This is a genomic window from Rhizomicrobium sp. (genome assembly GCF_056722145.1).
The window spans coordinates 1-12,381 of the sequence record NZ_JBWZET010000156.1 but is presented as its reverse complement, the minus strand read 5'-3'; the positions used below and the strand labels follow the sequence as shown (position 1 = coordinate 12,381).

Annotated in this window: 8 protein-coding genes; 5 read left to right on the top strand and 3 right to left on the bottom strand. The window is 62.5% G+C overall.

Features of this window, described 5'->3' with window-relative positions; genetic code table 11:
* The coding region (locus AC1P6P_RS08660; RefSeq protein ID WP_481402039.1) for a sodium:solute symporter family transporter at positions 1-1,346 on the top strand (1,346 nt) is incomplete at its 5' end.
* Positions 1,347-1,659: 313 nt separating this feature from the next.
* Positions 1,660-2,712 carry an NAD(P)-dependent alcohol dehydrogenase gene (locus AC1P6P_RS08655; RefSeq protein ID WP_481402038.1) on the top strand — a complete coding sequence of 351 codons (1,053 nt, stop codon included), beginning with the start codon at positions 1,660-1,662 and terminating at the stop codon, positions 2,710-2,712.
* 64 nt (positions 2,713-2,776) lie between these two features.
* Here AC1P6P_RS08655 and AC1P6P_RS08650 read toward each other — a convergent pair whose 3' ends face one another.
* From AC1P6P_RS08650 to AC1P6P_RS08640, 3 genes are all read right to left on the bottom strand, one after another.
* Entirely contained in the window at positions 2,777-3,991 is a 1,215-nt protein-coding gene (locus AC1P6P_RS08650) for an MFS transporter (protein ID WP_481402037.1), read from the bottom strand.
* A 187-nt stretch (positions 3,992-4,178) separates the two neighbouring features.
* Positions 4,179-7,172: a TonB-dependent receptor domain-containing protein gene (locus tag AC1P6P_RS08645; protein ID WP_481402036.1), complete on the bottom strand. Its 2,994-nt coding sequence runs from the start codon at positions 7,170-7,172 to the stop codon at positions 4,179-4,181.
* Between the two features lie 385 nt (positions 7,173-7,557).
* Positions 7,558-8,964 carry an FGGY-family carbohydrate kinase gene (locus AC1P6P_RS08640; protein WP_481402035.1) on the bottom strand — a complete coding sequence of 469 codons (1,407 nt, stop codon included), beginning with the start codon at positions 8,962-8,964 and terminating at the stop codon, positions 7,558-7,560.
* A gap of 476 nt (positions 8,965-9,440) precedes the next feature.
* On the opposite strand from AC1P6P_RS08640, the gene rhaD reads away from it, so the two are divergent.
* The 3 genes from rhaD to AC1P6P_RS08625 form a co-directional block, all read left to right on the top strand.
* Entirely contained in the window at positions 9,441-10,349 is a 909-nt protein-coding gene (gene rhaD, locus AC1P6P_RS08635) for a rhamnulose-1-phosphate aldolase (RefSeq protein ID WP_481402034.1), read from the top strand.
* A 59-nt stretch (positions 10,350-10,408) separates the two neighbouring features.
* Positions 10,409-11,704 (top strand): sugar isomerase, encoded by a 1,296-nt coding sequence (locus tag AC1P6P_RS08630; RefSeq protein WP_481402033.1) that lies wholly within the window; start codon positions 10,409-10,411, stop codon positions 11,702-11,704.
* Positions 11,705-11,778: 74 nt separating this feature from the next.
* A partial coding sequence (locus AC1P6P_RS08625) for a DeoR/GlpR family DNA-binding transcription regulator (RefSeq protein ID WP_481402032.1) occupies positions 11,779-12,381 on the top strand: 603 nt, incomplete at its 3' end.

The following is a 12,381-nucleotide window of genomic DNA, read 5'->3' as shown; positions in this document are numbered from 1 at the left end:
AAATCTACACGATGCCGGAGTTCCTCAAGCGCCGGTACGGTGCGGGCATCCAGTTCGTGATGGCGATCTTCTGGCTCGTGCTCTACGTCTTCGTCAACCTGACGTCCATTCTATGGCTCGGCGCCACCGCGTTCTCGACTGTGACCGGCGTGCCGCAAATGTGGTCCGTCGTCATCCTGGCGACGTTTTGTGGTGCCTACGCCCTCTATGGCGGCCTCAAGGCGATCGCGCTGACCGACGTCGTTCAGGTTTCGATGCTGGTGCTCGGCGGCATGGTCATCGTTTTCATCTCGTTGACCCATGTTTCCGGCGACTTCAGCGCGCTCGGTGCGCTCCATGGCTTCCAGACGCTGCTGCTGAAAGTGCCGAACGATCACTTCCATATGATCCTGAAGCCGGACAACAAGTTCTATACCGACCTGCCAGGCCTTTCCGTCATCCTTGGCGGCATGTGGGTGGCCAACCTCTCCTATTGGGGCTTCAACCAGTACATCATCCAGCGCGGCCTGGCGGCGAAGTCGATCCACGAAGCCCAGAAGGGTATCGTGCTGGCGGCGTTCCTCAAGCTGCTGATCCCGCTGCTGGTCGTCGTGCCCGGCATCGCCGCGGTTCTGATTGCCAGCAAGGCGCAGATGGCCTGCCCCGATGACATCCACAAGGTCTGCGCCGACCACGCCTATCCGATCTTGATGACCCTCCTGCCGAAGGGCCTGCTCGGCATCGTGTTCGCCGCACTCACCGCTGCGATCATCGCCTCGCTCGGCTCGAAGGTGAACTCGATCGCCACCATCTTCACGATGGACGTGTTCAAGACCTTCAACAAGAAAGCCAGCGAGAAGACGCTGGTCATCACCGGCCGCACCTCAGCCATCATTGCCCTGGTGATCGCCGTGATCGTGGTCAAGCCGCTGCTGGGCGGCTTCGATCAAGCCTTCCAGTACATCCAGGAGTTCTCCGGCTTCTTCACGCCGGGCATTTGCGTGATCTTCCTGCTCGGCATGTTCTGGAAGCGCGCTACCGAAGCCGGCGCCATCGTTGCGGCAGTCGGCTCGGTGGCTTTGAGCTGCTTGTACAAGTTCGCGGGTAACCTGGTGAGCGTCGTCCACAATCCCCAGGCCGCCGCGATCCTCAAAGACATGGGCGCTATGCCGTTCATGAACCGCATGGGCTACACCTTCCTGATCTGCCTCGGCCTCGCGATTCTCGCCTCGCTGCTGCAGAAGCCGAAGCCGGAAGCGGTGACGGTGGACGTGACCAACGTCGATTACTCGACCACGCCATCGTTCAAGATCGCCTCGGGCGCCATCATTGCCATTCTGATCGCGCTCTACGCCGTCTGGTGGTAGGCTTTTCGTAGATACTTCCCCGAACGGGCTCGCAGCGATGCGGGCCCGTTTTCTTTTGGGCAGGCAAGGCGACCGCCCGCAAATTTCATCCTCCCGAAACTATTGTGCCTGCACCTCATTCGCGCGAATGGATCGGACAACCGGCTGATATCGCGGAAGAAACGCCATTCTGTCGCACCCCCTTGAAGAATGCGGGAGGTTTCCCCATCTCTACTAAATCCGCAAAATTGTAACGCGAACGCTGCCGGCAAAACCGCTCGCACCCGCCGCCCTATTGTCCGGCCCCGTTTCGATTCGTCCGAAAGGCAACGTTATGACCATCAAAGTGCACGGCTACGCCGCCCATTCGCCCACCACCGCCCTGGTGCCCTATTCCTTCGAGCGGCGCGATCCGCGCCCGGACGACGTGACGATTGAAATCCTTTATTGCGGCGTCTGTCATTCCGACCTGCATACCGCCCGCAACGATTGGGGTAACGCCATCTATCCGGTCGTGCCGGGCCACGAGATCATCGGCCGGGTGACGGCGATCGGACCCGAGGTCAAGAAATTCAAGGTCGGCGATGCGGTCGGGGTCGGCTGCCTGGTCGATTCCTGCCACGACTGCGAACCCTGCGCGCATGGCCACGAGCAGTACTGCGATGGCGCGGTCTTCACCTATTCGGCGATTGATCCCGAGGATGGCCGCGTTACCCAGGGCGGCTATTCCGGCGCCATCGTCGTGGCTGAACCGTTCGTGCTGCGCATTCCCGACGGGCTCGATCTCAAGGGCGCGGCGCCGCTCTTGTGCGCCGGCATCACCACCTATTCGCCACTGCGCCATTGGGGCGTGAAGAAGGGTTCGCGCGTGGCCGTGACCGGGCTCGGCGGCCTCGGCCATATGGGCCTGAAACTCGCCAAGGCGATGGGCGCCGAGGTGACGCTGTTCACCCGCTCGCCGGGCAAGGAGGCTGACGCGCGCCGTCTCGGGGCCGATCACATCGTGCTGTCGAGCGATCCGGCCGCGATGAAAACGGTGGCGGGCAAGTTCGAACTCATCATCGACACGGTGCCGTATGCGCACGACCTCAACCCGTATGTCCCGACGCTCAGCGTCAACGGCACGCTGGTGCTGGTCGGTTATCTCGGACCGCTGGAGGACGCGCTGAATACCGCGCCGCTGGTGCTGCGTCGCAAAGCGGTTGCCGGCTCGCTGATCGGCGGCTTGCCGGAAACGCAGGAGATGCTCGATTTCTGCGCCGCCCACGGCATCACCGCCGACGTCGAAGTGATCGCGATGGATACCATCAACGAGGCCTATGAGCGGATGCTGAAGAGCGACGTGAAATACCGCTTCGTCATCGACATGGCGACGCTGAAGGGCTGACCGCCGTTCGAAATAAAAAAGCCGCCGGAAGCGATTCCGGCGACTTTTCAATTTGTGAAGCACGTCAGCCGATGCGCGCGCCCTTCCAGCCATACCAGGTGACGACGATGAATCCGAACGCCGGCAACAGGAACGCCGGCGGCATACCGAAGCGGTCGCCGATCATGCCCATCGGATAAACGAACAACAATCCGCCAATGCCGATCGTCATCACCATCAGCGACGACGCCAGCTTGGTGTGGGCGCCAAGACCGCGGATGGCGAGCGTGAAGATGGTCGGGAACATCGTGCCCATGAAGAAGAACACCGGCAGCAGCGCCAGCGCCGACACCTTGTTGATGCCCGCGGCGGCAACAAGGCAGAGCACGACGTTGATGACGCCATACGCTGCGAGTACCGCCCGCGCCGAAAACTTCCCAATCAGTGCAGTAGTGGCGAAGCGGCCGATCAGATAGGCGAGCACGCCGATCGAAAACAGATAATTGGCGTGCGCCGTCGTCAGGCCGACCCAGCTTTCGGTCGCCTGATTGAGGAAGAAGGCATACACACCAACCTGCGCGGCGATGTAGATCGCCAGCGTCGCAAAACCAAAGACGAAATGGCGGTACTGCCACAGCGATTTCGAGGGATCGTTGTTGGCGCCCGCCGACGCGTGCTCCTCCGCCTTGACCTCGGGCAGCCCGGACCGCGCCATCACCACAGCGAAGATCAGAACCGCGACGCCGATGATGAGATAGATCAGCTGCACCGACTGCTGCGGCCCGCCGAGCGTCTTGGCGACGTCCGGATTGAAGAACAAATTGGCGGCGATGATCGGGCCGCAGAAAACGCCCAACGCATTGAACGATTGCGCCAGATTGAGCCGCTGGGTGGCATGCTCGGGCTTGCCAAGAACGCTGACATAGGTGTCGGCCGACGTCTCCAGCACGCACAGGCCTGAAGCCAGCACGAACATGCTCAGCACAAAATAGGGAAAGCTGGCGAGACTGCCGGCGGGGACGAAGCAGAATGCGCCGATCGCGATGACGACGAGCCCGGTCGCCAAGCCGAACCTGTAGTCCCGTGCCCGCATCAGCATGCCGGCTGGAATGCTCCACACGACATAGGCGCCGAAATAGGCGATCTGCAGCCACGCCGAGCTCGCCTTGGAGACGTGCAACGTTTCCTGGAAATGTTTGTTGAGCACATCGAGAAGGCCATAAGCCAAGCCCCAGATCACAAAGCAGCTGATCGCCAGCGCTAGTGGTCCTTTGAGGGACCGTTCGGTATTGCCGGTCATTACGTTCCACCCTGTTATGTTTATTTATTTGCGCCAGATTAGGCGTTTTGGGCGCGGCACAGAAGCCGTCCGCACAACGGCGCACTGTGCAAATCGCCGCAAAGAAAAAGCGGCCGGGGGCACCGGCCGCGAGAAAGATATTCGCGTTGGGGAGCGCCAGTTACGACGCTCCCCTCGCCCGTTCGGATCAGTTCGTCTTGGCCTTGATGCCGATGAAGGTCACGCGGCCGAAGGAGTCGTAGGTCGCCGGGAACGAGTTCGCATAGCTCGCGGCGCTGCCCAGGATCGGCGGATCCTTCGAGAAGACGTTGTTGATACCGCCATAGACCTGGATGTTCTCGGTCACGTCGTAGCTGGCCGAGATATCGAAGTAGTTCATCGCCGGCAGCACCGGGCGCGTGAAATTGGCGAGCGCCAACCCTGTCACGCCACGACGCAGCGGGATGAGATACTTGTCGAGCGTGGCTTCGCCGACCATGCGCCACTTCAGGCTGAGCGATAGCGGGCCGTCGTTCCACACGATGCGCGACGTTCCCTTAACGCGCGGCATCGGCTCGTAGAAGCAGTAGGTATTGCCGTAGGCGCCGGCGCAGTTGCTCTTCACGCCGGGGTTGGTCACGTCAGGCAGCGAAACCATCTCGAGCAGCCAGTTCCAAGCGGTCCCGACTTCGACGTTGCTCTCGTTCCCGAACAGGCCGTAACCCACCGCGAAGTTGTAGTTCGCGTTGAAGTCGAAGCCCTGTGTCTTCAGGCCCGAAATGTTGGCGTTGGCGGCGTTGACGAAACCGCCCGAACCCGACGTCAGCATGCCACCGACGCGGTGTATCTGCTGGCAGTACAGGTTGTTCGGATCGGTCTGCGCGAAGCAGTTGGTCAGGATGCCGCCGGCGCCGCCCGCCAGCGCGTTGATCATGTCCTTCACCTGGATGCTGTAGAAGTCGATGCTCGATGCGAGGCCGGGCAAGGCTTCCGGCGTGACGACCACGCCCATCGTGATGGTGTCGGAGGTTTCAGGCCTCAGGGCCGGGTTGCCACCCGAGTTGTAGACGATCAGGCCGGTCGGGCTCTGAATCGCGGTCGTCCACAGGTTGGCCGACGAAACGCCTTGGGCCGTGCACATCGCCTGCACTGCGGCCGTCCGGCTGGCGCCAGGCTGATTGCCGCCGCAAGGATCCGTCAGGGTGTTGGTCGTGTTCTGCGCAAAGCCGCCATACAGTTCGCCGACGTTCGGCGCCCGGATGGCGCGCTGGTACTGACCGCGCAACGTCAGATCGCCCATCACCTTCCAGTCGGCGCCCATCGACCACGTCCAGATGCTCTTCGCCGACGCGAGATTGTAGTCGGAGAAGCGGAATGCGCCGTGGACGGTGAAATGCTCGATTGCCGGCAGGCCTTTCAGGACCGGAACACCGATTTCGCCGAACACTTCATGCGAAACCATGGCGCCGGTGGTCGGCTTGGCCGAGTTCAGGCCCGCCACGTCGCCAGATGACGTGTACATGTCGGGAAGGTATTCGGCCTTGGTGTAACGCCATTCGCCACCGAGGGCGAATTGCACCGGGCCGGCCGGCAGGTCAAACGCCGTGCCCGACAGGGCCGCGTTGATGTCCTGCATTTCGGCATTGGTGATCACGGTCGAACCGACGGTGATTGCGGCGACGCACGCCGGCGACAGCGAGCCTTCGCCGAACATGTCGCACACCGGCGTCCCGCCGTTGGTCGACGAGATCATGTTCTGCTGCATCTTCGAACGCGAAAGCGAGCCGGTCTGGCGGTCCGTTTCCTGAGTGCGAGCGAAGGTGTAGTAGACGTCGTAGCTGAGGTCCTTGAAGTAATCAGGCGTCACGCTGCCGATCTGGCCGCGGAAACCACCGGCAAAGCGCCAGGTCACGCGATTGGCGTCCTGGGTGCGCTTGCCGTTTTCGACAAAGCGCTTGCCGAAGTTGACCTTGACCAGACCGTCGTTCGGCGTCGTCGAGACATTGTAGCCGGCCGAGTTGCCGAACGGCGCAAACGTCGTCGTGCCGACTTCCTGCGAGTCCAGGTAATCGAGGATCGCCTGCACCGCAGGCGTGAACGACGGATTGTGGGTGTTGACCAGGGCCGCACCGCTGGCGTTTGCCGGAGTCAGCTGCGCCGTGACGCTGTTGCTCGAGAAGTGGAATTCGGCATACGCCTCAACCGCACGGTTGAAGGCATAGTTGCCGAACATGTTCATCATCCAACGCTGCTCGGGCACCTGCATATAGTTGGTGGCGATCAGGTTGTAGAGATCGGTCGAACTGTTGCGATCGCGCACCGTATTCGGATTGGTTGCGCCGTCGAGGAACAGCATGCCGTCGCTGGTCATGCCGGTCAGGCCCGCCGCCGCATACAAACCCTGCAGCGTCGGATTGGCGGCCGCATAGGTCGGAATGCCGTTGATGTAGCCGTTCGGCACGTCGCCCGAACCGCCCACCACGAAGCCGTTGACGCCGCCCGACGCGACGCACGCCGCACCGGTGCCGGCGCCGTTGCGTACGCCCGGAGCGCTCGGGCTGTAGGACGCCGCCGTGACGCAGGCGTCGGTGTACTGCACGCTCGTCCAATGGCCGTGATCAGGCTGAGTGAAGCCCTTGCGGCTCATATAGTTCATCGCCACGACGAGGTTGCCCTTGTCATGATCGAAGTTGCCGCCGACGGTCACGTCGAAGTTATAGATCGGCGAGACGGTGTACTGGTCAAAGGTGTACTGCGCCCCCGCCTGAACGCCTTCGAAATCCTTCTTCATGATGAAGTTGACGACGCCGGAGATCGCATCCGAGCCGTAAACCGCCGAGTTGCCGCCCGTCACGACTTCGGTGCGCTGAATCAGCGTCGCCGGGATCGTATTGATGTCGGTCGTCAAACGCGTACCCTGGATGGCAAAACGCCGTCCGTTCACCAGGACGAGGTTGCGCTGTTCACCGAGGCCGCGCAGGTTGAGCCACGCCGCGCCGCTGTCACCGTTCGCCTGCACGGTATTGCCGGTCTGGCCGCCGTTGGTCGAAGGCAGGAACTGCGGCGACTGGGCTAGCAGATTTTCGACGTTCACTGTGCCCGACAGCTGAATATCTTGCGCCCCAACGACCGCTACCGGCGTCGGCGCATCGTAGGCCGTCGTCACCGCTAGACGCGAACCGGTGATTACCACCGTTTCCATTTGGTCCTGCGCAGACGCAGCCGATGTCGCGAGCATTGCGCCCGCCAACACCAGCCCCGAGCTGCACAGCAAGCGCGCGCGGCGACTTTTCAATGAAGTGCTGGACATATCTTAGAACCCTCCCTCAGCACGTTTCGTTTTGTGGGCGCTTGTTGCCGGACCGGGCGAACCCACGGGCCCATGCTGCGCCTTTCGCGATCACAGTGTGCGTAATTGTGATCGCCTAAGAGTGATAGTAATCACAATTGGATTGGAGACGGTAGAAGCATTCGGCATTCACGAGCGAATTTGATCGGAGTGTGCACACCTCGCCACAGGTGCTAACAGAGTGTGGATGCGCGAACGCACGCGTTCCTCACCAACGATTCAATCTTTGCAAAGCGGATCAGAATTCGGTTGCGAGTAAATCGCACCACCGTGCCGCATAGCGCACAATGTCGAATGGCAGCGGCGCCGCTTCCATGAGCGGCGTCTGCGGCACGAGCGCCGGATCGATCAAACTGAGCGCGCCGTAGCACAGGCTGTTGTCCGACGGCGCCAGATAAACATGGTCGGCCGGCCGGAGCGATTTCAGCGCCCGCGCAAATACCGGATCAGCCAGGAAACGACCCTGGATGACGAGTCGTTCAGCCGCACCGATCAAATCAAGAGAGGTATTGAGCATCAGCGCCAGGTAAAGGCCCGCCGCCGCCCGGCGACCGAGCTGATCCTCAGGCCGGCCGATCCAGCGTCCCGCGTGCTGCGGGTAAGGGCCGACACCGTTTTGAAACGCCGGCAAGGCAAACACACGTTCCGCCACCAGCGCCTGCGCCCGGGCGATCAGGTCGGCTTCCTGCGCCGCCGGATCGATCTGCGCAACTGGCGCCGCCTCCAGAATCTCAGTCTCGCGCCCACCCATGAAGCGCGCCGACGGCACCGGCCGGCCGAACGGATTGACGTTGATCAGGCAATCGCGGGCCTCGGGCAGATCGGCGAGCGCGATCGTCTGCGGCGAGGAGCGCATGGCGATGAACCAGGTCCCCGTGGAAACCACGGTGTGTTCGCGCGCGCCGATCGATGAATGCGAGCGCACAGCCAGCAAATCGGCATTGGAATCGTGCAAACCGCAATAAACACGACAGTTGGCGTCGAGACCGCAGCGCTGGCGCCAGTACGGCGTCGCCGTGCCGAGCACGTCCGATGCATTATGAAATGGAGCAAAGCGCGCCGCCCAGCGCCGTCGCACGGAAAGCGACGATGGCGCCCCGGTCGTCGGGTTCCACAAATCGGTGTGCACGCCGAAGCTCGATACTTCGCAGGCCGCCACGCCGCTCAGACGCCACGCCCAGAACTGCGCCCAAGTCAGGATTGTACCCTGCCGGAATCGCTCCGGCAGCGCCGCCTCGAGCCAGTGGAGCTGCGCCCCGAGATTTAAGCCGCACGGCAGTGCCGGTGACCCCGTCTCGGAAAACGCCGGCCGCTGGCTGCGATAGTCGGCCGCAAGGTCCTCGGGCAGGGCCGCCTCGTAATCGAGCGGTGGAATGAAGCCGCCGCCCGGTTCGATCACCACCGCAGCGGCGCCGTGCCCCACCGGAACAATGGCGTCGACGGTATGGGTGCGAGAGAACTCGGCCAGCACGCCGGCCATCCAATCCTCGATACCGGCAATGTCGAGCGTGGGGTAGCCTTTTGGCGCCGTCGGCCGCCCGTTGGGCCGGGTGCGACGGTCGAGCAACTCGCCCTTGCCAGACCACAAGGTCAGCTTCGCCAGCGTCTTACCGATGTCCAAAACGACGATTCTATTCGCCTTCATGGTGCCCCTTTGCCCCCGCTCACGATCGAGCACGGCCGGCAGTCCAACCCGTCAAAGCGAGTCCCGGCACAGTGCCCCGCCGCAGCGACGGAATTCCATGGATTTCTCTGCCTGTGGGTCGCCGCCCGACTATGTCGCACGCCACCCCCCTATTTCTTTTTGATGGAATTTGTGCGATTATGATTGAAACCGTCAAGGGAAATATGAAGGTTAGATCGCTAACGATCACCAAACGGTGACGGCGCAGGTCAGGGGTTCGCGAAGACCATGTTCGAAGCGGCAGATGACGCCAGCAGATTCGCGCCTCCTGCCGCCCAGTGCTTTGCAGCCTTGGCCGTCGCTCCCCGGCGAATGCCTCCCCTGGCTGCAAGTGCGGCACCGGAGGTGCCCCGGTATCTCCGGTGCCGGTCTAACCTGAGTATGCCCCAACGGATTGCCGGCACAGCCGGCGCCGAACCGACAAGGCTTTTGATGTGATGGATAGTTTGCGTACCGAGCAATCGTCGTTTGTCGCGGAGATGGTCCGCGTCACGACCGACATGTGGCAAAAGGGATGGGACGAGCGTAACGGCGGAAACGTTTCCCTCCGCCTCACCAAGGACGATGTCGCACCGTATCTTCCGCTGTGGAAGAACACTCGCGTGCGCAAGCTGACCGAGCCGGTCCTTGGTCTCGATGGCGAATGTTTCCTGGTCACCGGCACCGGCGCCTATTTCCGCAACGTCGAACGCGAACCCGAACAGAATCTCGGCGTCATCCGCGTGCTCGACGGCGGCGAGTCGATCGAGATCTTGTGGGGCTTCGGCGAAACCGGTGGCCCGACCAGTGAACTGCCGGCCCATCTCAAGTCCCATTTCGCCAGCCGGCACCGCGACGGCGCGGACAAGCGCGTCATCATGCATTGCCACGCCACCAATCTGGTGTCGCTGAGCTATGTGCTCGAGCTGACGACTGCGAACATCACCCGCGCCCTGTGGGAAGGCTCGACCGAATGTCTGGTCGTGTTCCCCGACGGCATCGGCACGCTCGAATGGATGGTGCCCGGGACGGACTCCATCGGCGACGCCACCGCGGCGCTCCTCGCCCATCACCCCTTGGCGCTGTGGCCGTTCCATGGCGTTTTCGCCGCCGGCACCACGCTCAACGAGGCGTTCGGGCTGATCGATACCGTCGAAAAAGCCTCGGAACTGCTGGTCAAGATCATCTCGATGGGCGGCCCCCGTCAGACCATCTCGACCCAGAATCTGATAGACTTGGCGCGTCATTTCGGCGTCAAGCCGATGCCGTCGGCTCTGGCACTTAACGGCTGGCGGATGGCGCCGGAGTTGAGTGAAAAGCGCGAACCGCGCAAAGAGCCGGCGATTTTCGGCGCCGCCATCCGCTGAACGACGCGTATCCAAAACAGTGTCGGGCGGGTAAAACACAACAACCGTCGAGGAAAACCATGGCCAGGAAGAACCCGCTGCCGCAGGAGCGCATCGAATCTCATAACGCCAAGCGCGTCGACGCCGTCCACGAGGATTACGCCGCGCTCGGACGGACACTGGAGCGCCGCGGTATCGCCATCGCCGATATCAAGAAAAAGGTCGCCGCCTTTTCAGTGGCAATTCCGTCCTGGGGCCTGACCACCGGCGGCACCCGCTTCGGCCGCTTCCCGATTCCGGGCGAGCCCACCAACGTCTTCGAGCGCATCGCCGATTGCGCCGTGGTGCAGCAGCTCTGTCGCGTCACGCCGCGCGTCTCGACCCACTTCCCGTGGGACACCACCAATGACCCCGCCGCTTTGCGCGACCTCGCCGCCGAATTCGGCCTTGCCTTCGATGCAGTCAATTCCAACACCTTCCAGGACCAGCCCGGCCAGCCCGCCAGCTACAAGTTCGGCAGTCTGTCGGCGACCAGCGCCAAGGCGCGCGACCTCGCCGTCGCCCACAACATCGACTGCATCGAAATCGGCAAAAAACTCGGCGCCGACGCCCTGACGGTTTGGATCGGCGACGGCACCAATTTCCCCGGCCAGCAAAGCTTCCGCGATTCCTTCGACCGCTATATCGACGCGATGAAGACGATTTACGCGGCCCTGCCCGAGAACTGGCGCGTGCTGATGGAGCACAAACTGTGCGAGCCCGCCTTCTATTCGACGGTGGTCGCCGACTGGGGCATCAACCTGATGGCCGCCAACGAACTCGGCCCCAAGGCGCATTGCCTGGTCGACCTCGGCCATCATGCCCCCAACGTGAACATCGAACAGATCGTTGCGATGCTGAACCGTGCCGGCAAACTGGGCGGCTTCCATTTCAATGACTCGAAGTACGGCGACGACGACCTCGACGCCGGTGCGATAAATCCGCACAGGCTATTCCTGATTTTCAACGAACTCGTCGAAGCCGAACTCGCCAAGCCGGCGGCCTTCCGCCCAGCCTACATGATCGACGAATCCCACAATCTCACCGACCCGATCGAGAGCCTGTTTGCCGCTTCCGAAGCCATCGCCGGCGCCTACGCCCGCGCCCTTCTGGTCGATCGCGCCGAACTGAAAGCCGCACGCGAAGGCAATGACGTGATGATGGCCTTCCGGGCGCTGCGGACCGCCTACGACGTCGACGTATCACCGATCCTGGCGCTGGCGCGGGTCGAAGCCGGCGGCGCCGCCGATCCGGTCGTCCTGTTCCGCGAATCCGGCTATCGCACCTGGAAGGCCGCCGAGCGCAAAACCGCGGACGTCGCGGCCGGTATCATCTGATTGCTTTGGCTCGTGCGCGCCACCGCCACGATCATGTATATTGTCGGTGAATTTTACCGGTCCATGAGTCGGAAATGCATTCAGCCGAGCGCGACAGGATTATCCTGAACCTCCTCGAAGAGCAGAGGTTTGTCTCCTTTCGCGAACTATCCTTGAAGCTCTCCGCGTCGGCGGCAACGCTGCGGCGCGATCTCGAACGCCTGCAGGAAGCCGGCAAGCTCAAGCGCGTGCGCGGCGGCGCCCAGATTGGGACCGATAGCGAGATCACCGGCTTCCACTTGCAGGGCGTGCCCTTCCACGAGAACGTCGGGCGCAACAGCTTGGCCAAGGCGGCGATCGGCAAGGCGGCTGCCGCGCTGTGTCGGCCGGGCGAGGCCGTCATAATCGACGGTGGCTCGACCACGCTGCAGATGTGCCCCCATCTTGAACCCTTGAAGCTGCAAGTGCTGACCAACTCGCTGCACATCGTCAGTGCGCTGTTGCAGCAACCCGGAACCGGCGTATCGATTCCGGGCGGCGTGGTGTTCCGTGAGCAGAATATCGTGCTCGATCCCTTCGTCGACGCCACCACCCGCACCTTTCACGCCTCCCGCATGTTCCTCAGTTGCGCGGCGGTGACCCGCCATGGGCTGATGCAAAGCGACATCATCCTGGTGCAGGCCGAGCGCAAGCTCCTC

Coding starts and splice junctions, on each gene's coding strand:
- AC1P6P_RS08655 (WP_481402038.1), top strand. CDS start 1,660: ATGACCATCAAAGTGCACGGCTACGCCGCCCATTCGCCCACCACCGCC.
- AC1P6P_RS08650 (WP_481402037.1), bottom strand. CDS start 3,991: ATGACCGGCAATACCGAACGGTCCCTCAAAGGACCACTAGCGCTGGCG.
- AC1P6P_RS08645 (WP_481402036.1), bottom strand. CDS start 7,172: ATGGAAACGGTGGTAATCACCGGTTCGCGTCTAGCGGTGACGACGGCC.
- AC1P6P_RS08640 (WP_481402035.1), bottom strand. CDS start 8,964: ATGAAGGCGAATAGAATCGTCGTTTTGGACATCGGTAAGACGCTGGCG.
- rhaD (WP_481402034.1), top strand. CDS start 9,441: ATGGATAGTTTGCGTACCGAGCAATCGTCGTTTGTCGCGGAGATGGTC.
- AC1P6P_RS08630 (WP_481402033.1), top strand. CDS start 10,409: ATGGCCAGGAAGAACCCGCTGCCGCAGGAGCGCATCGAATCTCATAAC.